This is a genomic window from Streptomyces sp. NPDC004284, assembly GCF_042874035.1.
In the GTDB taxonomy this organism is placed as follows: domain Bacteria; phylum Actinomycetota; class Actinomycetes; order Streptomycetales; family Streptomycetaceae; genus Streptomyces.
This window is the reverse complement of record NZ_JBIAMJ010000001.1, coordinates 195,341-217,553: the sequence shown is the minus strand read 5'-3', so window position 1 is coordinate 217,553 and position 22,213 is coordinate 195,341. Positions and strand designations below refer to the sequence as shown.

Genomic DNA, 22,213 nt, shown 5'->3' with positions numbered 1-22,213 from the left:
GGCGTGCGCTCAACTCGGCGCATTGACACCGGACTTGGTCTAGGCCAATGATGCGGCCATGCCGAGACTCCGTCTGCGTCACGCCGTGCGTGCCGCGCTCGCCGCCCTCGTCCCGCTCGCGCTCCTCGGCGCGGTCGCCGGACCCGCGCACGCCGCCGAGGCGGCCTGGCCCGAGCCCGTCCCGGTGGTCTCCCGCGTGGAGACCACCGACCCGGTCGTCTTCCTCACCATCGACGACGGCTGGTACCACGACCCGGCCGCCGCGAAGCTGCTGCTCGACCGCCGGGTGCCCGCCTCGCTCTTCCTGCTCCCCGGCGCCTACTCGTACGACTCCGGCTACTTCCACACCCTGCTCGACCAGGGCCGCTCCCGCGTCGAGAACCACACGGTCGGCCACCCGGACCTGACCGCCCTCGACGCCGCCGGGCAGAAGGCGGAGGTGTGCGGGGCCCGTGACCAGCACCTCGCGCAGTTCGGCGACGGTCCGCGGCTGCTGCGCCCGCCGTACGGCACGTACGACGCGACCACCCGGACCACCGCCCGTGCCTGCGGGGCGAAGGCCCTGGTGACCTGGACGTACGACATGACCACCTGGGGACGGTGGACCCCGCCGACCCCGTCGCTGAAGGCCGGCGACATCATCCTGCTGCACTTCAACGAGACGGTGACGCAGGACCTGACGCGGGCCCTGGACGCGGCGGAGGCGGCGGGCCTGACGCCGGCGCCGCTGCGGGACTACGTACCGGAGTGACCCCTAGAGGATCACATGCGGCAGGAAGCGGGCGTACTCGTCGGTGACGAGGCCCGCCGACTCCCGGATGCCGAGCCCCGCCGCCTCGTCCTCGACGACCCACGCGCCGAGCACCACCCGGTTGCCGTCGAAGTCGGGCAGCGGGGCCAGCTCCTGGTAGCAGCAGGCCTCCCCGTCCCGTACGAAGGGCTCCGTGCCGGCCTCGTGCAGGGTGACGCCCGCGCCCTCGCGGCCGAGCAGCGGCTTGGCGACCCAGCCGGTCGTCGAGGCGAGTTCGCGCGGCCCGTCGAGGTGGGCGGGCAGCAGGTTGGGGTGGCCCGGGTTCAGCTCCCACAGGATCGCGAGGAGCGCCTTGTTGGAGAGCAGCATCTTCCAGGCGGGTTCGATCCAGCAGGTGGTGCCGGTGCCGCCGCCGTTGTCGAGGGTGTCCAGGACGTGCCGGCCGAAGCGGTCGGTGGTCAGCCACTCCCACGGGTAGAGCTTGAAGCAGCTGCGGATGAAGCGGAGCCGGTCGTCGACGAAGCGGCGCGAGAGCCGGTCCCAGCCGATCCGCTCGACGGAGAGCATCTCGGTGTCGAGCCCGGCCTGCTGGGCGGTCTCCCGCAGGTACGCGACCGTCATCAGGTCCTCGCCGAGCTCGTCGCCGTCCGAGTGGGCGAAGTGCAGGGGGCCGGGCGGGAGCAGGTGGGCCTGGCGCCTCCAGGCGTCGACGAGCCGCTCGTGGAGGGAGTTCCACTGGTCGGCGCCGGGGAACCGTTCCTCCATCCAGAACCACTGCGGGCTCGCGGCCTCCACGAGCGAGGTCGGGGTGTCGGCGTTGTACTCCAGCATCTTGGCCGGGCCCGTGCCGTCGTAGCGCAGGTCGAAGCGGCCGTACAGGGAGGGGAGTTCGTCCCGTCGCCGCCAGGACTCGGCGACCAGGCCGGCCAGCTTCGGGTCGGTGATCCCGAGCTCGGCGAAACGGTCCTGCTCGACGATGTGCGCGGCCGCCCCCAGGCACAGGGCGTGCAGCTCCTCGACGACCTCCTCCAGGGCCTCGACCTCGGGCAGCGAGAAGGAGTAGTACGCGCTCTCGTCCCAGTACGGGCGCAGCGAGCCGTCGGGGTGGCGGGTCAGGGGGTAGACGAGCCCCTGCTCCTCGACCGTCTCCTGCCAGCCGGGCCGGGGCTCGATGGTGTGGCGTTCCATGGTGCCGTGCCCGCCTCAGCCGCCGCCGGAACCGGAGTGGGAGCAGCCGAAGCCGCCGGTGTCGACGGCGGTCTTGTCGAAGCTGCCGCCGCTGACCTTCCTGTCGCGGACGGAGCCGCCGTAGTAGTACGAGCCGCGGGTGCTGCTGCCGCCGTTGTCGTCGTCGCTGCCGCCGCCGCTCTCGCAGCGGTAGCTGGGCAGCTCCTCCCGGGTCAGCGGGTCCACACAGCGCCTGTCCGGCTCCGCACCGCACGCGGTGATCGTCGCCGCGAGCACACCCATCCCGCCGAGCACCACCGTGCTCGACCTCAGCCTGCGCATCTCCGTCGCCTCCCCTTCGCCGTCACGACCGCCACCGTCGCGACCGCCGCCCTCACGACCGCCACCGTCGCGACCGCACAGTGTAGGCCGGTGTTTTCCGGCCTCACGGCCTAGAGTCGCTTCGTGCTTCTTGGGATGATTTGCGCGCTGGCCTCGTCCGTCTGCTTCGGCGCCGCCTCGGTCCTCCAGGCGATGGCGGCGCGGGCCGCCGAGCCGGGGACGGGCGGCGGCGTCGACATCGCGCTGATGTGGCGGGCCCTGCAGCAGTGGCGCTATCTCGCCGGCCTCGGGGCGGACGGTCTGGGCTTCGCGCTCCAGATCGTGGCGTTGCGGACGCTCCCCATCTACGTGGTGGGCGCGGCCCTCGCCGCGAGCCTGGCGGTCACGGCGGTCATCGCCTCCCGGGTGCTGCGGGCACGGCTGAGCCGGGTGGAGTGGGGGGCCGTGGCCGCGGTCTGCGCGGGGCTCGCGATGCTGGCGCTCGCCTCCGGCAAGGAGGGGCACCAGGAGACTTCCGAGGTGCTGGACTGGGTGCTCCTCGTGGTCTCCTTCGGGGTCCTGCTGCTCGGCGTCGCGGCGGGCCGGCTGCCGGAGCGGTCCCGGGCGCTCGTCCTCGGCCTCGGGGCGGGGATCGGCTTCGGGGTGGTGGAGATCGCGGTCCGGCTGCTCGACGGAATCCACTTCACCGACCCCGCCCTCTACGCGCTCCTCGTCGGCGGCGGGGCCGCGTTCATGCTGCTGACCTCGGCTTTCCAGCGCGGCTCGGTGACCACGGCGACGGCGGGCGCGGTGCTCGGCGAGACGGTCGGCCCGGCGATCGTCGGGGTGGCCTGGCTCGGCGACCGCACGCGGGACGGCTTCGGCTGGCTGGCGATCGTCGGCTTCGCCGTGGCGGTGGCGGGCTCGCTGACCCTGGCCCGCTTCGGCGAAGCCCCGGCGCCGGAGCCGGTGGCGGCCCCGTGACCCCCCTCCCCCGGGTTACGGCAGCACCCCGCACAGCGCTTGGAGGGCGCCCTGCCAGCCGCTGTCCGGGGGTGTGGCGTAGCCGACGACGAGGCCGTCGAGGGTGGGGGGCACCGTGGGGCGGCGGAACCGGTTGACGCCGTGGACGTCGAGACCGCGCCAGGCGGCGGCCCGCAGGGTGGCCTGTTCGGTGCCGGGCGGGAGGGTCAGGACGGCGTGGAGGCCGGCCGCGATCCCGCTGACCCGGGTCTCCGGCGAGTGCGCGGCGACGGCCGCCACCAGCTGGTCGCGGCGGCGCCGGTAGCGCAGCCGCATCGCCCGTACGTGCCGGTCGTACGCCCCCGAGCGCAGGAACTCCGCGAACGCCAGCTGGTCCGGCGCGCTCGACGACCAGTCCACGGCCCCCTTCGCCGCCGCGACCTCCTCCGCCAGGTCCCCCGGCAGGACCATCCAGGCGAGGCGGAGTCCGGGCGCGAGGGACTTGCTCGCGGTGCCGAAGTAGACGACGCGCTCGGGGTCGAGTCCTTGGAGCGCCCCCACGGGCTGCCGGTCGTAGCGGAACTCCCCGTCGTAGTCGTCCTCCAGGACGAAGCCGCCGGAGGCCCGCGCCCAGTCGACGACCGCCGCCCGCCGGTCCGGGGGCAGGGCGCCGCCCAGCGGGTACTGGTGGGCGGCCGTCATCAGGACCGCCCCGCACCCGCCGAGACCGTTCAACTCATCGGTCCTCGTGCCGCGTTCGTCGAAGGCCAGGACGGGGGTGCCCAGTCCGGCGCTCCTGAGCAGCTCGTCGTGGAGCCCGAGCCCGTACGACTCGACGGCCACGTCCCGCACCCCCCGGGCCCGCAGCACCTGGCCGATCAGCGTCAGGCCGTGCACGAAGCCCGCGCAGACGACGATCCGCCCGGGCCGGGCGTGCACGCCCCGGGCGCGGGCGAGGTACTCGGCGAGCGCGGCGCGCAGTTCGGGCCTGCCGTGCGGATCGCCGTACCCGAAGGCCTCGTTGGGGGCGTCGGTGAGCGCCCGGCGGTACGCCTTGAGCCAGTCGGCGCGGGGGAAGGAGGCGAGGTCGGGGGTGCCGGACCTCAGGTTGTGCACGGGCGCGGCGGGCCGGCCCCGGACCGCGGCGGACGACGAGGACGGCGGGGACGGCGGGGACGGCGCCGGCGGGCGGGGCGCGGTCCGGCGGGCGACGCGGGTCCCGGAGCCCTGCCGGGCGGTGAGCCAGCCCTCGGCGACCAGTTCGGCGTAGGCGTCGGCGACGGTGTTGCGGGCCATGCCGAGGTCGGCGGCGAGCTGCCGGGAGGACGGCAGCCGGGTCCCGGCTTCCAGGCGCCCGCTGCGGACCGCCTCCCGCAGGGCGTCCATGAGGCCCGCGCGGAGCCGGGGGCCGCGGAGTTCCAGGTGGAGGTCGGACCCGAAAGTGGCCCAGTCGTTCGCCATGGAAATGGACCATACAGCTGAGCCATCGGCTTCGTACGGTGGACGGCATGACGACGGTAGAGACAGAGCAGACCGCGTACGCCCACGAGCACGCGCCCCGGATGTCCCTCCCCGAGCACCTCCCCGAGTTCTACCGGGCGATGGTCCGGCTCGAGGCGGCGGCCGCGAAGGACATCGACCCGACCCTGTACCACCTGATCAAGCTCCGGGCCTCGCAGATCAACCGCTGCGCCTTCTGCATCGACATGCACAGCAAGGACGCGCTGGCCGAGGGCGAGAGCGTGGAGCGGATCGTGCAGCTCTCCGCCTGGGAGGAGTCCCGGCACTTCTACACCGAGCGGGAGCTCGCGGCGCTCGCGCTGACCGAGGCCGTCACCGTCCTCACCGACGGCTCCGTCCCCGACGAGGTGTACGCCCGGGCCGCCGCGCACTTCGACGAGACCGGGCTCGCCCGGGTCATCGCCGCGATCGTCACGATCAACGCCTGGAACCGGATCGGCGTCACCACCCGCATGGTGCCCGGCCACTACACCCCCCGCCCCGCGTGAGCGCCTCGGCCCTGCGGGCCCTCCACCACGACCTGCCGGCGGACGCCCCGCTCGTGCTGCCCGGCCCGTGGGACGCGGCCAGCGCCCGCGCCTTCGAGGCGGCCGGGTTCCCCGCGCTCGCCACGCCCAGCGCCGGGATCGCCGCCTCCCTCGGGTACGAGGACGGGGCGACCCCCGCGGCGGAGATGTTCGCCGCCGTCGCGCGGATCGTCCGCTCCGTCTCCGTCCCCGTCACCGCGGACCTGGAGGGCGGCTACGGCCTCCCGCCCGCCGAACTCGTGGAGCGCGTACGGGAGTCCGGCGCCGTCGGCGTCAACCTGGAGGACAGCGGCCCCGACCGCGCCCTCAAGGACCCGCGGGCCCACGCGGACTGGCTGGCCGAGGTCCGGGCCGCGGCCGGCCCCTCGCTCTTCCTCAACGCGCGCGTCGACGTGTACATCCGCCCGTCGGCCGACCCTCTGGAAGAGGCCGTCACCCGTGCCCGGCTCTACGCCTCGGCCGGCGCGGACTGCGTCTACCCGATCGCCGCCCCGCCCGCCGACCTCCCGGCCCTCCGCGCCGCCCTCGGCGACCTCCCCGTCAACGCCCTCGCCGTGCCCGGCGGCCCGTCCTTCTCGGAGCTCGGACGGCTCGGCGCGAGTCGGGTCACGTTCGGGGACGGGCTGCTGGGGCGGGCGCTCCGGGACGTGACGGTCCTGGCGACGGCCCTCCGGGGGGCCGGGGCCTTCTGACCCCGGCCCGTGCGGGCGAGCCTCAGTGTGCGCCCGGGGCGAAGTGGTCCAGCGCCACCCGGAGGACCTCGCGCTGCTTGGGCCAGGCCGTCTCCGGGCCCGCCGCCAGGATCGCGTAGTGGTTGCCGTCCGCGCCGGTGAAGGCGCGGTCGACGACCTTGCGGCGGCCGCCCTCGCGGTCGTAGGCGTAGACGAGTTCGGCGGAGTCGGCGGGGGCGCCCGGCTCGCCGGTGACCCGTTCGAGGCTGAGCTCCTCGTAGCCGGGCTTGTTGGTCCGGCCGTCCTCGGAGGCGCCGCGCAGGGCGTCGTACGGCGTCAGGCCCGCCTCGTGGACGACGAAGACCTGGACGAGGCTCTGGCCGTCCGGGGCGTTGTAGAAGACGCCCTGGTCGGACTCGGTGCGGTTCCAGCCCTCGGGGACGGCGATCGTGAAGCCCTGGGGGTCCTCGACTCCGTGGTAGCCGGGCGGGGGCATGTCGTCCATGGGCGCCGACGTGTCGGAGGGGGACTCCGAGGGGAGTTCGGAGGACGGGGACGGGGACTCGGACTCGGACGTCGGGGCCGAGACCGAGGCCGGCGGGCCCGCCACCGGGTCCTTCCCGTCCTTCCCGCCGCCCCAGACCGCCCAGGCGCCCACGGATCCGGCCGCGAGGACGGCCACCGCCACTCCGGCCGCCAGCGCGGCCCGCGAGCGGGGCCGGGGCGCCGGGAGGGGCGGCGCGGGGTACTGCCAGCCGCCCGACTCGGGGACGTACTGCGGATCGTGCCCCGGGCCGTACTGCGGGCTGTACTGCGGAGGGGGCGGCGGAGGAGGAGCCACGGGGCTCCCGCCCGAGGAGGGAGCCGGCCCCGCTCCCCCCGCCTCCCAGCTCTGCGTCTCGTCGTTCCAGCGGGCCCCGCTCATCTCATCCTCCGAGCAGGGCGCCGACGGCCTGCCCCACGGCCACGCCGGAGGCGAGCATCCCGGTCACCGCGCCGGCGTCCGCGAGGGCGCGGCGCAGGGAGGCCAGACGGCCGCCGCCCGCGCGGCCGGTGCCCTCGATCTCGTCCTCGGCGTCGGAGAGTTCGGCGTCGAGGGCGGCCGTCTGCTCGGAGGGGACGAAGCCCGCCAGGTCGGAGCGGAGCCGGAGGATGGCCTGGAGCAGCTCCTCGTGCTGGGGGTCGCGGGCGGGCTGGGCGCCGTTCACGGTGTTGGTGACGGTGTTGTTGTCGCCGATGGTGACGTTGCCGCTGGTGTTGGTGACGTGAATGCCGTTCGTGTGGTCAGCCACGGTCGCCTCCGGTCGTCGAAGTGGTGAAGGTCTTGCTGGTCACCGTGTTGTTGTTGCCGACGGTGACGTTCCCCTTGGTGTTCTCGATGAACGTGCCGCCCTCGGCGACGTGAACGATCTTCTGCTCGAACTCGGCGGTCTCGTAGCCCGCTTCGCGGAGCGCGACCGTCACGCCGTTGGCGACCCGGTCCTGCACGCTCTTGAGGTAGCGGCTGACGTCCATCTCCTGGAAGAGGGAGGCCTCGTCGTCGGAGCCGAGCTGGCGGACGGAGGCCCACGGACCCTCGGGCAGCGCGTGGGCGTGGCCGCCGGTGAGCACCCGCCACAGGTGGCCGAGCGCGCGCCAGAGCGTGGCGAGGGAGTCGCCGGCCGAGCGCGGGGTCCGGCCGAGCGCCCAGACGGCCTTGCCGAAGTGGTGGTTGCGCAGGTAGCGGTGGGCGACCCGGTCGGCGTACCGGTAGAGCGGCTTCACGGGCCGCAGGACGTGCGGGGCGACCTCCAGCATCAGCATGCCGCCCTGGGTGTGGACCCGGACGAAGACGGTGGTGACGATCTCCTCGCCCCAGCCGCCGACCCGGACGCGGAGGAAGTGGCGGCGGGACTCGCCGCCCTCCTCGATGGAGCCCGAGCGGTGCGCCTCGAAGGCCTCGGGGGTGTACGGGGCGGCCGCGCGCTCCGGCAGTCCGTCGACGGGCAGGAAGACGACCTCGTCGATCTCCAGCTCGCGCAGCCGGTCCCGTACGGCGGCCTGGAGCTGCGGTGAGCCGTGCGGGGAGGGCACGCGGAGCGCCTCCAGGAGCGGGACGACGTGCCGCAGGACGGCGCTGTTGTCGAGCGGTTCGGGCGCCTTGCCCTCGAGGTTCTTGCGGGGGCGCAGCTCGATGGAGAGCGACCAGGGCTCGTACGGGGAGCCGGCGCCGCAGAACGGGTCCTCGGCGCCGTACATGATCAGCCGGGAGTGCTGCTCGACGCGGATCCGGTCGCGCAGCCGGCGGAAGCGGGGGCCCTCGGCCTGCTCGGCCGGGTCGGAGCGCTGGTCGGGGAAGCGCTCGCGGGACAGCTCCTGGGTGAGCGCGCGGGCGAACTGGCCGCGCTGGACGGCCACCGCCCAGGCCACGAGGAGCGGCACGATGATGGTGATCCAGACTTCCAGCTTGCCGACGCCCCACGCCTCCTGGGCGACGAGGCCGATCGCGGAGAAGGCGTCGCCCGCCGTGGAGATGTCGTCGAAGAAGCCCCCGGACTCGCCGTATCCGTCGTACCCGTCGTACCCGTCGTATCCGCCCGACCCGCCGGACCCGTCGGAGCCGGTCACGACGGCGAGGAGGAACAGCGCGGCCTGGAGGAGCGTGAGCCGCCCGTACCAGCGCAGCAGGAACGCGGGGACGAGGCGGTAGACCGCAGTGGCCGCGGTGGTGGCCGGGCCGCGCACCCAGCGGGCGATGCCCAGCAGCAGGAAGGGCGCGAGGAGGAGGACGACCAGGCCCTTGGTGAGGGGGATCGCGACGATCCAGAGGGCCAGGATGCCGGCGGCCCAGGCGAGTTCGACGCGACGGGCGCGCATCGCGTGGGCGAGGACGCGGCTCGCGTCGAAGCCGAGGGAGGGGGCGGTGAAGCGCTCCTCGTGGACGTACAGCTGGTCGATGACCGCGTCACGGAATCCGCCGTCGACGTACGTGCCGGCGCAGAGCAGCCGGGTCGCCTCGCTGGCGGCCGGTAAACGGCGCGGGTCGACGGCGGGCTGCCCGCCGGGCGGTGTGCTCGGCGGGTGACCGGGCTGTTGGGGTACGAACGACTGCGCCAAAACTCCCCCGATGTGCGTGGAACTGTCCATGGTTTCGGCCCAGTTGGCCGGGAACCGGTGGGACAGCATAGAGGAGGTCGGGGTTCCGTGTCGGCACGGAAAACGGCGCCCCCGGGCCGTACGGTCGGTCGTACGGCCCGGGGACGCCGGGAACATGAAGCCGGAATCAGCGCCGGCTGATCAGCTTCGGATGAGGCCGAGCTCGCGAACCGCGTCGCGCACCCCTTCTCGACGCTCCCCTCGCACCGCTCGGCCCCGAGAAGGGGCCTCGCGGGCTTCGGGAAGCCGCGACGGCCTCCGTCCGTCGGACGCGTGGGCTCAGATGAGGCCGAGCTCGCGGACCGCGTCGCGCTCCTCGACGAGCTCCTGGACGGAGGCGTCGATGCGGGCGCGGGAGAAGTCGTTGATCTCCAGGCCCTGGACGATCTCGTACTTGCCGTCCTTGCAGGTGACGGGGAAGGAGGAGATCAGGCCCTCCGGGACGCCGTAGGAGCCGTCGGACGGGACGCCCATGGAGGTCCAGTCGCCCTCGGCGGTGCCGTTGACCCAGGTGTAGACGTGGTCGATGGCGGCGTTCGCGGCGGAGGCGGCGGAGGAGGCGCCACGGGCGTCGATGATCGCGGCGCCGCGCTTGGCGACGGTCGGGATGAACGTGTCGGCCAGCCACGCCTCGTCGTTGACGGCCTCGGCGGCGTTCTTGCCGGCGATCTCCGCGTGGAAGATGTCCGGGTACTGCGTCGCGGAGTGGTTGCCCCAGATGGTGAGGCGCTTGATGTCCGTGACCGAGGAGCCGGTCTTCTGGGCCAGCTGCGTCAGGGCGCGGTTGTGGTCCAGGCGGGTCATCGCGGTGAAGCGCTCGGCCGGGACGCCCTTGGCGGCCGACTGGGCGATCAGGGCGTTGGTGTTGGCCGGGTTGCCGACGACGAGGACCTTGATGTCGTCCGCGGCGTGCGCGGCGATGGCCTCGCCCTGCGGCTTGAAGATGCCGCCGTTGGCGGCGAGCAGGTCACCGCGCTCCATGCCCGGGCCGCGCGGGCGGGCGCCCACGAGCAGGCCGATGTTGGCACCCTCGAAGCCCTTGTTCGGGTCGTCGAAGATGTCGATGCCCTTGAGCAGCGGGAAGGCGCAGTCGTCGAGCTCCATGGCGGTGCCCTCGGCGGCCTTGACGCCCTGCGGGATCTCGAGGAGGCGGAGCTTGACCGGCACGTCCGCGCCGAGCAGGTGGCCCGAGGCGATCCGGAAGAGCAGCGCGTAGCCGATCTGGCCGGCCGCGCCGGTCACGGTGACATTCACGGGAGTGCGGGTCATGGCGATCTCCGTAAGACAGCTGGCGGTGGGGGTCCCTGCCCCTGGTGCGGGATAGCTCTCTTGATCGATCGGTGTCTCGACATGAAGAGATATCCAGCGATCAGGCTATCCGACCCGGGGCCCCGCGAATCGCCACCCCCTTGTGGTCCGGCTCACTGCCACCCGTCCGGGGAGGTCCCGGCGCGCGCGGAGCCGAGGGTGGCTTCCGGCGCGTGTGGCGCGAGATAGCGGAATGGTCACCTCCGTGCCACAGCGCGCCGACGGAGCTTGAACCGACCTGGCGCGTACATGACCCTTGATCACGACGGCGCCCGCCCTCCCACGGGGGAGAGGGCGGGCGCCGCACCACGAGAGCCGGAGGGGCTACGTCGTCACCGTGAGGTGGAGTACGTCCTCCAGGAACGGGATCCGCAGCCACGGCCCCGGCTGCACCATGAGCGCGAACAGCACGATCAGGCCGCCCATCACCCCGTACGTGATCACGTCCGTGAAGCGGGAGCGGACGGCCAGCATGCCGACGGACGGCACCACCCGGCGCATCACGGCGCCCGCGAGGAGCGCGGCCCCGACCAGGATCGTCCCGACCCGGAAGGACTCCGCGAAGGGGTCCGTCCCCACCACGAGCAGGCCGAGCCCGGCGAGCACGAGGACGGTGAGCAGCGGCCACTGGCGGGCGGGGGCCGGCGCGTCGCCGGGGGCCGCCCGGCGCCCGCCCTCGGGGGGCGCGGTGTCGGTGGTGAGCCGCTTGCGCGGGCTGACCGCCGCCCCGGCGTCCGTCGCGCCCGGCGCCTCGTCCGGGCCCGGCGCCCCCGGCGTCCCGGAGGTCACGTCAGAGCGCCGCGGCCGCGCGCTCGGCGGCCTCGACGACGTTGACGAGGAGCTGCGCACGGGTCATCGGGCCGACGCCGCCGGGGTTCGGGGAGATCCAGCCGGCCACCTCGGTGACGCCCGGGTCCACGTCGCCGACGATCTTGCCCTCGCCGTTGCGGGAGACGCCGACGTCGAGGACGGCCGCGCCCGGCTTCACGTCCTCCGGCTTGATGAGGTGGGGCACGCCGGCCGCCGCGACGATGATGTCGGCGTTGCGCAGGTGCGCCGAGAGGTCCCGGGTGCCGGTGTGGCACTGGGTCACGGTGGCGTTCTCGGAGCGGCGGGTCAGGATGAGCGGCATCGGGCGCCCGATGGTGACGCCGCGTCCGACGACCACGACCTCGGCGCCGTTGATCTCCACGCCGTGGGCGCGGAGCAGGGTGACGATGCCGTTCGGCGTGCAGGGCAGCGGGGCGGGCTCGTTGAGGACGAGACGGCCGAGATTGGTCGGGTGCAGGCCGTCCGCGTCCTTGGCCGGATCCATCAGCTCCAGGATGCGGTTCTCGTCGATGCCCTTGGGCAGCGGCAGCTGGACGATGTAACCGGTGCAGGCCGGGTCCTCGTTGAGCTCCCGCACGACCGCCTCGATCTCCTCCTGGGTGGCGGTGCCCGGCAGGGTGCGCTGGATGGAGGCGAGGCCGACCTCCGCGCAGTCGCGGTGCTTTCCGGCGACGTACTTCTGGCTGGCCGGGTCGTCTCCGACCAGGATCGTTCCGAGGCCGGGCGCGATGCCCTTCTCCTTGAGGGCCGCCACACGGACGGTCAGATCGGACTTGATCGCGGCTGCGGTGGCCTTGCCATCGAGAATCTGGGCGCTCATGCCGCCATCCTCCCGGATGACCCCGCACATGTTCCAATCCGGGCGTCTCCGGGCCCGGAACCGGCGGCGGCGCGTTGCTGTCCTACAACACATCTGCATTCCGGCTGGACAAACTTATGCGCCACTTATGACGATGGGGGCCGAACAGTGCCGCGGGCACTGCCGGGGGGCGCACCGCAGAACGACCATGTTTCCTCCGCGTGACCGCGTCGTCCCCGCAACGGAGGAAAGCCCCACATGAGCTTCGGTGACCCGAACAACCCGTACGGCCAGCAGCCCCAGCAGCCCCCGCAGGGCCAGCCCGGTTACGGCTACCCGCAGCAGACCCCGCAGGGCGTTCCGCCGCAGCAGGGCTACGGCTACCCGCAGCAGCAGCCGGGCGCGTACCCCCAGGCTCCGGGCACCCTCCAGGCCAACAACGGCTACATCAGCGTGCACGGTCTCGGCACCGTGCAGGTCGCCTCGATGGGTCTGCGGTTCGCCGCGCGCCTGATCGACGGTGTCGCCATCGGCGTCGTGTACTGGATCCTGTCGGCCATCGGCCTGGCCGGTGTGGTGGGCGCGTCCAAGAGCATCGACGACTGCACGAGCCTGGACCCGGGCACCACGGCGTACAGCGACTGCATCAACGACCAGGCCGCCGCGGCCGGTGGCATCCTCGCCGCCTTCTTCGGCGTGCTCTTCCTGCTGTTCCTCGCCACCATGCTCTACGAGTGGCTGATGATCGCCTTCGTCGGCGCCACGCTCGGCAAGATGGCCCTGGGCCTGCGCGTCGTCAAGGAGACCACGGGCGGCAAGCCGGGTCTCGGCGGCGGCTTCATCCGCTGGATCATCCCGATGGTCGGCGCGATCCTCTGCGGCATCGGCCAGATCCTGGTCTACCTGTCGCCGTTCTTCGACAACACCGGCAAGACGCAGGGCTGGCACGACCGTGCCGCCGGCACGCTCGTCGTCAAGAAGTAACGCTCCACGAAGTAACGCTTCGGCAGACGCCCTGCCGTTCCGCGGGCCGTCCGGTTCACCACCGGGCGGCCCGCGGCCGTCTCACTGCCTCTTCAGGACCGCGAAGTTCACTGCCTCTTCAGGACCGCGAAGCCGTCCGAGCGGTACGTGATCTCGTACCGCGCCTCCGGGTGCAACTGCGCGGCCAGCTGCGCCGGATCCGACACCTGCTGCCCCCAGCCGCGCAGGTCGAAGGCGAGGTAGTCCGGGGTGGCCCCCTTCGACGTGCCCACCCAGTAGACCCGGTGGTCCGCCGTCAGGTGGGCGAGGAGCGAGACGTCCGCCTCGACGCTCGCCCCCTCCGGCACCGCGTCGACCGCCGCCCGCGCCTCCGTGGTCCGGGTGTCCGTCCGGTACGTCTCCGACTTCAGCAGCTCCCGGAGCGGCAGGTTCGCGGCGAGGGTCAGGGAGACGGCCACGGCGACCGGGACCACGACCTTCCCGTACGAGACGAGCCAGGCGCGCGGCGAGGTGCGGACCGAGCGGACGCCGTCCACGAGGGCCAGGAAGACGACCGGCATCAGGATCGCGCTGTAGTGCCAGTGCATGCCCCAGTGGTTGGGGTCCTGGGAGAGGAAGCGCCAGCCCAGGGTCGGCAGGACCAGCAGGGCCAGCGGGGAGCGCAGGGCGAGGAAGCCGGTGATCGCGAAGAGGTAGAACACCATCTCCCACCGCTCGCCCGAGCCGAGGGCGTCGGCGACGACCTGCCCGAAGGAGGTGTCGGCGCCCGTGCCGGTCTTCTCTATCTTCGCCCAGTAGTCGTACTGGCCGAGCTTGCTCGCCGCCGGGATCAGGACGAGGACCGTCAGCGCGAAGGCCGCCACGCCGAAGCCGGCCAGGGCCGCGCCCAGCTTCCTCCGCCCCTTCAGGAAGAGGACCACGCCGACCATGGCGACGGTCAGCCCCATGTCCTCCTTGACCAGGACGAGCGGGGCGGACCAGGCGGCGGCCGCGGTCCAGCGCCCGAGGAGCAGCGCCCGGCAGGTCAGGGCGAGCAGCGGGACGGCGAAGGCGATCTCGTGGAAGTCGGACTTGACGGCCTCCTGGAGCCCCCAGGACAGGCCGTACGCGACCGTCAGGCCGATGCCGGCGGCGCGGCTGCCGAGGACCTGCTGGGTGGTGCGGCCGACGACGACGGCCGAGGCGGCGAAGAGCGCCGCCTGCCCGAGGAGCAGGGAGACCGGCGAGGGCCAGATCCAGTAGAGCGGCGCGAGGAGCGCGGTGACGGGGCTGAAGTGGTCGCCGAGTATGGGGAAGCCGGGGCCCTTGATGTCGACGAGGGGCGCCCGGAACTCGGCGTACGCCCGGACCGACTGCCCGAAGATCCCGAGGTCCCAGGAGGGCGTCCGGAAGTGCGCGTACTGCACCCAGGAGTACAGGAAGTACAGGCCGCAGAGGACGCCCGCGAGGATCAGGTACGGCCGGAGCGGGGCCGGGGAGGGGCCGTCGGACGGCTCCGCTTCGATGCTCTCGGCAGCGGGCCTGTTCAGTACGTCCAACACCACGTCCCCCACTACCGGCGGCCGACAAAAGAGCCAACCCATTAGACCAGAGTCCACCCGTTCGGCGGACCTGTCGCAGGAGTGACGGAACGGGAGCGGCCCGCCGGCACCGGTGGGGTGCCGACGGGCCGCTACGGGGTGCCTACCGTCAGTGGAAGAAGTGGCGCGTGCCCGTGAAGTACATCGTCACGCCCGCGTTCTTCGCGGCCTCGACGACGAGCTCGTCGCGGACCGAGCCGCCCGGCTGGACGACCGCCTTGACGCCGGCGGCCGTGAGGATCTCCAGGCCGTCGGGGAAGGGGAAGAAGGCGTCGGAGGCGGCGTACGAACCGCGCGCCCGCTCCTCGCCCGCGCGCTCGACGGCGAGCTTGGCGGAGTCGACGCGGTTGACCTGGCCCATGCCGACGCCGACCGAGGCGCCGTCCTTGGCGAGCAGGATCGCGTTGGACTTGACCGCGCGGCAGGCCTTCCAGGCGAAGGCGAGCTCGGCGAGCTCCTCGGCGGAGAGGGCCTCGCCGGTGGCGAGGGTCCAGTTCGCCGGGTCGTCGCCCTCGGCCTGGAGGCGGTCGGTGACCTGGAGGAGGGCGCCGCCGTCGATCGGCTTGACCTCGACCGGGTTGGCCGGGGCGCCCTCGGCCTTCAGGACGCGGATGTTCTTCTTCTTGGCGAGGATCTCGACCGCGCCGTCCTCGTAGCCGGGGGCGACGATGACCTCGGTGAAGATCTCCGCGACCTGCTCGGCCATCGCGACGGAGACCGGGCGGTTGACGGCGATGACGCCGCCGAACGCGGACAGCGGGTCGCAGGCGTGCGCCTTGCGGTGGGCCTCGGCGACGTCGGCGCCGACCGCGATGCCGCACGGGTTGGCGTGCTTGATGATCGCGACGCAGGGCTCGGTGTGGTCGTACGCGGCCCGGCGCGCGGCGTCGGTGTCCGTGAAGTTGTTGTACGACATCTCCTTGCCGTGCAGCTGCTCGGCCTCGGCGAGGCCGCCCGTGCCGTCGACGTAGAGAGCGGCGCCCTGGTGCGGGTTCTCGCCGTAGCGCAGGACGTTCTTGCGCGCGTACGTGGCGCCCAGGAAGTCCGGGAAGCCGGAGTCGTCGGCGGCGGCGTAGTCGTCGGCGAACCAGGAGGCCACGGCCACGTCGTACGCGGCGGTGTGCTGGAAGGCCTCGGCGGCGAGCCGCTTGCGGGCGGTCAGGTCGAAGCCGCCGGCCTGGACGGCGGAGAGCACGTCGGCGTACCGCTCCGGGCTGGTGACGATCGCGACCGACGGGTGGTTCTTGGCGGCGGCGCGGACCATCGACGGGCCGCCGATGTCGATCTGCTCGACGCACTCGTCCGGGGTGGCGCCGGAGGCGACCGTCTCGCGGAACGGGTAGAGGTTCACCACGACGAGGTCGAAGGGCTCCACGCCGAGCTCGGCGAGCTGCGCGCGGTGCGACTCCAGGCGCAGGTCGGCGAGGATGCCGGCGTGCACGCGCGGGTGGAGGGTCTTGACGCGGCCGTCGAGGCACTCGGGGAAGCCGGTCAGCTCCTCGACCTTGGTGACGGGCACCCCGGCGGCGGCGATCTTCCCGGCGGTGGAACCGGTGGAGACGAGCTCGACACCGGCCTCGTGCAGACCGCGGGCCAGCTCCTCGAGCCCCGTCTTGTCGTAGACGCTGACCAGCGCGCGGCGGATGGGCTTAACGGTGTCCGTGTTCACCGACATGAACCTTTCGTCCCTCAATGCGGTAGCCGTGCCGGGCGAGGCGCCCCACGACGTCGACGAGCAGAGAGCGCTCGACTTCCTTGATGCGCTCGTGGAGCGCGGCTTCATCGTCCGACTCCCGCACCTCGACCACGCCCTGGGCGATGATCGGGCCGGTGTCGACGCCGTCGTCGACGAAGTGGACGGTGCACCCGGTGACCTTCGCGCCGTAGGCGAGGGCGTCACGCACCCCGTGGGCACCGGGAAAACTGGGGAGGAGCGCCGGGTGGGTGTTGACGACCCGGCCGCCGAAGCGGGCGAGGAACTCCTTGCCGACGATCTTCATGAAACCGGCCGAGACGACGAGGTCCGGCTCGTACGCCGCGGTGGCCTCGGTCAGCGCGCGGTCCCACTCCTCGCGGGTCGCGTGGTCCTTCACCTTGCACACGAAGGTCGGCAGACCGGCGCGCTCGGCGCGCTCCAGGCCGACGATGGACTCGCGGTCGGCGCCGACCGCGACGATCTCGGCGCCGTACCCCTCGGGGTCGGCGGCGATGGCGTCGAGGAGGGCCTGCAGATTCGTACCGGACCCGGAGACCAGGACGACGAGGCGAGCGGCAGCCACTGGGGTCACTCTTTCCGTGGTGTTTGTGCGGTCGTACGAACGAATCGTGCCCCTCGATACGGGGAACCCTACGAATGGCCCGACCGTCAGCAACGATACCGGCACACGGGACGGCCCCCACGGGACGGGGGCGGGACCGGACGGTAGCGTCAGGGTCCGACGCCAGCAGGGGCCGTGGATGCGGCCGCGGTCACGACGACAGAGGGAAGACGTTCAGCAGATGCCGGAACGCCAGTCCACGGACGACAACAACCCGTTCGCGCCGCCGCCCGAGGGCCGGCCGGATCAGCCGTGGCAGCCGCGGCGGCCGGAGGGCTCGGACGACGACGCGTCCGGCTCCTCGGGGCCGTCCGACGGCCGCTGGAGCCCCCGCCAGCCGGGCCCCTCCCAGGACGGCTTCGGCCGGGGACCGGAGCGCCAGGGAGGCGGCCAGGGCGGACCGGAGGGCGGCCCGGGGCAGGGCGGGCGCGGCCCGGGGCTCCGCTGGGACCCGACGGACCCGGCGCAGCGGCGTGCGCGGTACGCGATCCTCTCGGGCATGTGGGGCTTCTTCTTCGCGATCTTCGGCATCCCGGAACTGGCGCTGCTGCTCGGCGCCCTCGGCCTCTACTGGGCGATCAGCTCGCTGCGCGCCAAGCCGAAGCCGGCGGGGGAAGTGTCGCCGACATCACAGCCCTCTCCCCCGGCGGCCCCCTCCGAGGGGCAGCCGGCGGGGGCGTCCGCCGCGACCGCCCCGCTCCGCTCGATGCGGACGGCGGCGATCAGCGGCCTCGTCGCCGCGAGCCTGGCCCTGATGATCGTCGCGGTCGGCTTCACCATGCAGGTCGTCTACCGCGACTTCTACGAGTGCCGCGACGACGCCCTGACCCACGCGGGCGAACTGGCCTGCAACGACCTCCTGCCGAAGCCGCTGCGCGCGGGCTTCGGGGTGCGGGAGTAGCCGGTACGGCAGTGGCCGGCCCGCGTCATTCGGCGGGGGGTGGTGGCGGCGGGGCGGGTTCCCAGGCCGCCGGGAGGTAGTCGTACGGCTCGTATCCGGGGTCGGCGAAGGGGCCGGCGTTCGGACCGGTCATCGGGCCGACGTCCGAGCCGGTGATCGGGCCGGTGTGCCCATCGGTGTACGGGGGGCCGCCGGGGCCCCGGCCGGCGGCGGCCTCCGGAGCCGCCGAGGCTGCTGAGGTTGCTGGGGCCTCCGAGGCTGCGGGGGCTTCCGGCGCGGTGGCCTCCGGACGGCCCTCCGTGGCGCCCGGAGGGGCCTCGGCGGGCACCCCGACCACCGCCCCGACGGCTCCGACCGCCGCGCTCACGGCCGCCCCGACCGCCGCCAGGCGGCCGGGCGCGGACACCGGGGCGGGCCGGGACTTCTCGGAGCGCGGGACCCTGCGACCCCAGGCCCGCACCCCCAGCGCCGCCGGCGCCCCCACGCAGACCCCCCACAGCACCGCCGCCGCGCCCGCCTGCCACCACACCGGGCCGAACGCCGAGAGCCGGCCGGTGCCGAGCGGGCCGCCCGCCGCACCCGCGAGGACGGCGACGGCAGCCCCGTACCCCCAGGCCGCACCGAGCGCCGTCAGGGCCGCGTCCCGGGCCGCCCAGCTCCGCGCCGCGCGGCCCACGCGATGGCCCAGGACCAGGGCGGCGGCCAGCGGGGCCGCGGCGGTCGCCCAGTGGACCCAGGTGCCGCGCCCCTCGGTGGGCAGGGCGGCGAGGAGCGGGAAGGGCGGCAGGGCCGGGTCGCCGACGAGGCCCAGCGGGGTCGCGAGGGCCCCCGTGCCGAGGGTGAAGCCGGGGCCGAGGCCGTACGCCGCTCCCCAGACGGCCATGTTCGGCAGCAGCGCCAGGACGAGCAGCAGGACCGTCACCCGGCCGGACCACTCCCCCGCGAGGCCCGTGAGGGAGGCCTGCGCGCGGCCCGCGTGCCAGGCGAGGGAGACCGCCGCGGCCACGGCGCCGCCGCCGAGCAGCGTGACGAGCCCGAGCCCCGCGGCGCGCAGGGCGGCGGCCCGCCGCCGTCCGGGGAGCGGGCGGCCGAGCGCCGTCCACACGCCCGCGCCCGCCGCGCCGGTCACGACGGCGGGCAGCCACAGTCCGGCCGTGATCAGGTCGGCGGGCAGCGGGCCGCTCTCGCTGTAGACCACGACGGCGGCCGCGACCAGCAGGTATCCCCCCGCGACGGCGGCGACGGCGCCGCCCGGGGAGGGGCGCGGCCGGTCCCCGTCGCCCCCCGGGTCGAGGGTGTCGCGGGCGGCCCGGTGGACGAGCCAGACGGGCAGGGCGACGAGGAGCATCGGGACGATGCCGAGGGGCGCGGGCAGGCCGGACAGGGTGTCCGTACGGACCAGGTCCACGCCGTGCGCGAGCAGCCAGATCCCGGCGGCGACGTGCAGGGCGCCGACGGGGCCGCCGTCGGAGTACGGGGAGCTGATCCAGGCCGCGACCACCAGGACCGCGAGGGCGCCGAGACCGAGTCCGGCGGCGACCCCGCCCCGGACGCAGGCGGTGGCGAGCGCGGCGGAACGGCCGCCCTGGACCAGGGGGTGCTCGGTCACATGGGTCACGGGGCCATGCTCCCAACGACACGCGCTTTTCCCGCGTAACAGGCAAACCTCCGTTGTGTCGCTCAAGATACGTTTATGTACTTTTCCGCCCAGAGCAGCTCTGCGGGAGGTCGACGCCGATGAGCCGGAGCACCGCGGATTCCGCCCCCTCCGCCACCCTGCCGACCCCGAAGGAGCGGCGCAGGTTGCGTGAGGCCCTCGCCCTCACCGAGGAGCAGGTCGCCGAGGCCCTGGGCGTCACGAGGGCCACGGTCAAGGCCTGGGAGACCGGCCGGTCCACCCCACGCGGCCGCAAGCGCGAGGCATACGCGCGACTGCTCGGCGCGGAGGGCACGGAGCCCCCGCTCCCGACGACCCCGAAGCCGCCCGGGCCCGCGCCGACACGGGCAGAGCCCCGGGCCGCCCGGCCGGAGACCCCGGCGACCTTGCCGGAGATCCAGGCCGCCCGGCCCGAAGCCCGAGCTGCCGGGCCCGAAGACCAGGAGGCCTTGCCAGAGGCCCAGGCCGCCCGGCCCGAAGCCCAGCCGCAGGCGCAACCGGCCAGGCAGCCGGAGGCCCAGGCCCGGCCGGCGGCAGCCGTGTCGGCCCAGGGTCAGGAGGCAGCGGCAGCGACATCGCCGGCCCAAGCCCAGTCGCCGGCAGCAGCAGCGGCAGCGACGTCGTCGGCCCAGTCGCCGGCGGCAGCGGCAACGGCGTCCGTCCAGGCCCAGCCGGCGGCAGCCGCATCGGCGCCGAGGGTCTCGGGTGTGCAGGGCGGCGCCCCGGCCGCCGGTGCGTCGGCGGTCTCCGCCGGCGTCCGGCCCAAGGCCGCCGCCAAGCGGGCCGCGAAGCCGCCGCGGCCCCCGGCCCCGGTGCCGGCCATCGCGCACGGGGCCGCCCGCAAAGGGGGCGCGAAGCCGCCGGAGCGGCTGAAACCGGTGGCGGCGGAGGCCCCCGCGGAACCGGAACCGGCCGGACCGGGCCTCACCCCGGAGGAGGCCTTCGACGCGCTGTACGCGTACGCCGCGCCCGCCCTCGTCCACCAGACGTACCTGCTCACCGGCCGCCGCCGACTGTCCCGGGAGGCCGTCGAGCGCGCCTTCCACCACGCGTGGCAGCGCTGGCCCGAGGTGGCGGTGGACGCGGACCCGGTGGGCTGGGTGCGGGCGGCGGCGTACGAGTACGCCCTCTCTCCCTGGCACCGGCTGCGCCGCACCCACAAGCACCCCGACGCCCCGCCGACGGAGGCGAACCGGCGGGCGCTGCTCGGCGCGCTGCTGGAGCTGCCGCCGCCGTACCGCCGGACCGTCCTGCTGTACGACGGGCTCGGCCTGGACCTGCCGGAGACGGCGGCCGAGACGGAGGCGAGCACCCCCGCCGCCGCGAACCGGCTGCTGCACGCCCGTGAGGTCATCGCGGAGCGGATCCCGGAGCTCGCCGAGCCGGAGGCCCTGCACCGGCGTCTGAGCGCTCTGGTCGCGGAGGCGCCGACGGCGACCCTGCCGGCCGCGCGCGCGGTACGGACGGGCAGCGAGCACCGGGCCCGGAAGTGGACGCGGGCGGTGCTCGGGGTGACGGCGATCCTCATCGGGGTCACGGGTTTCACGGTGGCGACCGCGCCGACCCGCTACATCCCGGTGAACGCCCCCGGCGAGACCGTCAACGGGGTGCCCGTGCGCGGCGGACCGCAGAAGCTCCGCCCGGAGGACGTACAGCTCCGCGACAAACTGCGCTCGGAGCCCAACCCGGGCCCGGAGCGGCTGGTCCCGGCGGTCGAGTGACGCGTGCCGGGTGACGCGTGCGGACAGACGGACGACGGACGCGCGAACGTACGGACACGCGAAGGGGCCCCGCCCCCGCCCGGTCTCCCGGGAGGGGCGGGGCCCCCTCACGTGCCGCTGGTCGGGCTGCTGTGCGCACAGCCCGTCAGCCTTCTCGGGCTTTTCAGCCCGCGAGGATGGCGCGCGCGAGCTTGGCGGTCTCGGTCGGCGTCTTGCCGACCTTGACGCCGGCGGCCTCGAGGGCCTCCTTCTTCGCGGCGGCGGTGCCGGAGGAGCCGGAGACGATGGCGCCGGCGTGGCCCATGGTCTTGCCCTCGGGGGCGGTGAAGCCCGCGACGTAGCCGACGACCGGCTTGGTGACGTTGGCCTTGATGAAGTCGGCCGCACGCTCCTCGGCGTCGCCGCCGATCTCGCCGATCATGACGATCAGGTCGGTGTCGGGGTCGGCCTCGAACGCCGCGAGGGCGTCGATGTGCGTGGTGCCGATGACCGGGTCGCCACCGATGCCGACGGCGGAGGAGAAGCCGAGGTCACGGAGCTCGTACATCATCTGGTACGTCAGCGTGCCGGACTTCGAGACCAGGCCGATGCGGCCCGGCTTCGTGATGTCGCCCGGGATGATGCCGGCGTTGGACTGGCCCGGGGTGATGAGACCGGGGCAGTTCGGGCCGATGAGGCGGGTCTTGTTGCCCTTCTCCACGGCGTACGCGTAGAACGCGGCGGAGTCGTGGACGGCGATGCCCTCGGTGATGACGACGGCGAGGGGGATCTCGGCGTCGATCGCCTCGACGACGGCGGCCTTCGCGAAGGCCGGCGGCACGAAGAGGACGGAGACGTTGGCGCCCGTCTTCTCCATCGCCTCGGCGACGGTGCCGAAGACCGGGACCTCGGTGCCGTCGAAGTCGACGGTCGTGCCGGCCTTGCGCGGGTTCACGCCACCGACGATGTTGGTGCCGTCACCCAGCATGAGCTTGGTGTGCTTCATGCCCGTGGCACCGGTCATGCCCTGGACGATGACCTTGCTGTCCTTGTTGAGGAAGATAGCCATGGCTGTGGTT

At 73.9% G+C, this 22,213-nt stretch carries 21 protein-coding genes; 7 read left to right on the top strand and 14 right to left on the bottom strand.

Annotated features, from left to right (window positions below):
- Positions 1 to 58 precede the first annotated feature (58 nt).
- Complete coding sequence (locus ACFYUS_RS01030) at positions 59 to 751, top strand: polysaccharide deacetylase family protein (RefSeq protein ID WP_388844244.1); 693 nt, start codon at positions 59 to 61, stop codon at positions 749 to 751.
- Positions 752 to 754: 3 nt separating this feature from the next.
- Here ACFYUS_RS01030 and ACFYUS_RS01025 read toward each other — a convergent pair whose 3' ends face one another.
- Together ACFYUS_RS01025 and ACFYUS_RS01020 are read right to left on the bottom strand one after the other, a co-directional pair.
- Positions 755 to 1,939, bottom strand: coding sequence for a glutathionylspermidine synthase family protein (locus ACFYUS_RS01025; protein ID WP_388844242.1), 1,185 nt, complete (start codon positions 1,937 to 1,939; stop codon positions 755 to 757).
- 15 nt (positions 1,940 to 1,954) lie between these two features.
- Positions 1,955 to 2,260 (bottom strand): hypothetical protein, encoded by a 306-nt coding sequence (locus ACFYUS_RS01020; protein WP_388844241.1) that lies wholly within the window; start codon positions 2,258 to 2,260, stop codon positions 1,955 to 1,957.
- Between the two features lie 123 nt (positions 2,261 to 2,383).
- Here ACFYUS_RS01020 and ACFYUS_RS01015 point away from each other — a divergent pair, with 123 nt between their 5' ends.
- Entirely contained in the window at positions 2,384 to 3,223 is an 840-nt protein-coding gene (locus ACFYUS_RS01015) for a hypothetical protein (RefSeq protein ID WP_388844239.1), read from the top strand.
- Between the two features lie 15 nt (positions 3,224 to 3,238).
- Here ACFYUS_RS01015 and ACFYUS_RS01010 read toward each other — a convergent pair whose 3' ends face one another.
- A complete protein-coding gene (locus ACFYUS_RS01010) occupies positions 3,239 to 4,663 on the bottom strand; it encodes a PLP-dependent aminotransferase family protein (protein ID WP_388844237.1) in 1,425 nt (474 codons plus the stop codon).
- A 47-nt stretch (positions 4,664 to 4,710) separates the two neighbouring features.
- Between ACFYUS_RS01010 and ACFYUS_RS01005 the strand changes: the two genes are divergently transcribed.
- The gene (locus ACFYUS_RS01005; protein ID WP_388844235.1) at positions 4,711 to 5,211 is read left to right on the top strand and encodes a carboxymuconolactone decarboxylase family protein; all 501 of its coding nucleotides are present in this window, start codon (positions 4,711 to 4,713) and stop codon (positions 5,209 to 5,211) included.
- Positions 5,208 to 5,942, top strand: coding sequence for an isocitrate lyase/phosphoenolpyruvate mutase family protein (locus ACFYUS_RS01000; protein ID WP_388844233.1), 735 nt, complete (start codon positions 5,208 to 5,210; stop codon positions 5,940 to 5,942). Before ACFYUS_RS01005 ends, ACFYUS_RS01000 begins: the two co-directional genes overlap by 4 nt.
- A gap of 22 nt (positions 5,943 to 5,964) precedes the next feature.
- On the opposite strand, the gene ACFYUS_RS00995 is transcribed toward ACFYUS_RS01000, so the two are convergent.
- The 6 genes from ACFYUS_RS00995 to ACFYUS_RS00970 form a co-directional block, all read right to left on the bottom strand.
- Positions 5,965 to 6,762 carry a hypothetical protein gene (locus ACFYUS_RS00995; RefSeq protein ID WP_388844231.1) on the bottom strand — a complete coding sequence of 266 codons (798 nt, stop codon included), beginning with the start codon at positions 6,760 to 6,762 and terminating at the stop codon, positions 5,965 to 5,967.
- Between the two features lie 85 nt (positions 6,763 to 6,847).
- Positions 6,848 to 7,213, bottom strand: a complete 366-nt coding sequence (locus ACFYUS_RS00990) for a hypothetical protein (protein WP_388844229.1) — start codon at positions 7,211 to 7,213, stop codon at positions 6,848 to 6,850.
- Entirely contained in the window at positions 7,206 to 9,047 is a 1,842-nt protein-coding gene (locus ACFYUS_RS00985) for a hypothetical protein (RefSeq protein ID WP_388844227.1), read from the bottom strand. The genes ACFYUS_RS00990 and ACFYUS_RS00985 overlap by 8 nt, the downstream gene beginning before the upstream one ends.
- A 288-nt stretch (positions 9,048 to 9,335) precedes the next feature.
- A complete protein-coding gene (locus ACFYUS_RS00980; RefSeq protein ID WP_388844225.1) occupies positions 9,336 to 10,325 on the bottom strand; it encodes a malate dehydrogenase in 990 nt (329 codons plus the stop codon).
- Positions 10,326 to 10,688: 363 nt separating this feature from the next.
- The gene (locus tag ACFYUS_RS00975) at positions 10,689 to 11,213 is read right to left on the bottom strand and encodes a DUF3017 domain-containing protein (protein WP_388844223.1); all 525 of its coding nucleotides are present in this window, start codon (positions 11,211 to 11,213) and stop codon (positions 10,689 to 10,691) included.
- On the bottom strand, positions 11,155 to 12,015 hold the full coding sequence (locus ACFYUS_RS00970) for a bifunctional methylenetetrahydrofolate dehydrogenase/methenyltetrahydrofolate cyclohydrolase (RefSeq protein WP_388844221.1): 861 nt from the start codon (positions 12,013 to 12,015) through the stop codon (positions 11,155 to 11,157). The genes ACFYUS_RS00975 and ACFYUS_RS00970 overlap by 59 nt, the downstream gene beginning before the upstream one ends.
- Before the next feature lie 237 nt (positions 12,016 to 12,252).
- Here ACFYUS_RS00970 and ACFYUS_RS00965 point away from each other — a divergent pair, with 237 nt between their 5' ends.
- Positions 12,253 to 12,978, top strand: coding sequence for an RDD family protein (locus tag ACFYUS_RS00965; protein WP_388844219.1), 726 nt, complete (start codon positions 12,253 to 12,255; stop codon positions 12,976 to 12,978).
- Between the two features lie 107 nt (positions 12,979 to 13,085).
- Here ACFYUS_RS00965 and ACFYUS_RS00960 read toward each other — a convergent pair whose 3' ends face one another.
- The 3 genes from ACFYUS_RS00960 to purN form a co-directional block, all read right to left on the bottom strand.
- On the bottom strand, positions 13,086 to 14,561 hold the full coding sequence (locus ACFYUS_RS00960) for a DUF2079 domain-containing protein (RefSeq protein WP_388844217.1): 1,476 nt from the start codon (positions 14,559 to 14,561) through the stop codon (positions 13,086 to 13,088).
- A gap of 106 nt (positions 14,562 to 14,667) precedes the next feature.
- A complete protein-coding gene (gene purH, locus ACFYUS_RS00955) occupies positions 14,668 to 16,233 on the bottom strand; it encodes a bifunctional phosphoribosylaminoimidazolecarboxamide formyltransferase/IMP cyclohydrolase (protein ID WP_388844215.1) in 1,566 nt (521 codons plus the stop codon).
- A complete protein-coding gene (gene purN, locus ACFYUS_RS00950; protein ID WP_388844213.1) occupies positions 16,208 to 16,837 on the bottom strand; it encodes a phosphoribosylglycinamide formyltransferase in 630 nt (209 codons plus the stop codon). The genes purH and purN overlap by 26 nt, the downstream gene beginning before the upstream one ends.
- Positions 16,838 to 17,057: 220 nt before the next feature.
- On the opposite strand from purN, the gene ACFYUS_RS00945 reads away from it, so the two are divergent.
- Positions 17,058 to 17,777, top strand: coding sequence for a hypothetical protein (locus tag ACFYUS_RS00945; RefSeq protein WP_388844211.1), 720 nt, complete (start codon positions 17,058 to 17,060; stop codon positions 17,775 to 17,777).
- Between the two features lie 25 nt (positions 17,778 to 17,802).
- On the opposite strand, the gene ACFYUS_RS00940 is transcribed toward ACFYUS_RS00945, so the two are convergent.
- Positions 17,803 to 19,395 (bottom strand): DUF6350 family protein, encoded by a 1,593-nt coding sequence (locus ACFYUS_RS00940; protein WP_388844209.1) that lies wholly within the window; start codon positions 19,393 to 19,395, stop codon positions 17,803 to 17,805.
- A gap of 119 nt (positions 19,396 to 19,514) precedes the next feature.
- Here ACFYUS_RS00940 and ACFYUS_RS00935 point away from each other — a divergent pair, with 119 nt between their 5' ends.
- The gene (locus tag ACFYUS_RS00935; protein WP_388844207.1) at positions 19,515 to 21,155 is read left to right on the top strand and encodes a sigma factor-like helix-turn-helix DNA-binding protein; all 1,641 of its coding nucleotides are present in this window, start codon (positions 19,515 to 19,517) and stop codon (positions 21,153 to 21,155) included.
- A 163-nt stretch (positions 21,156 to 21,318) separates the two neighbouring features.
- On the opposite strand, the gene sucD is transcribed toward ACFYUS_RS00935, so the two are convergent.
- The gene (sucD, locus tag ACFYUS_RS00930) at positions 21,319 to 22,203 is read right to left on the bottom strand and encodes a succinate--CoA ligase subunit alpha (RefSeq protein WP_388844206.1); all 885 of its coding nucleotides are present in this window, start codon (positions 22,201 to 22,203) and stop codon (positions 21,319 to 21,321) included.
- Between the last annotated feature and the right edge of the window lie 10 nt (positions 22,204 to 22,213).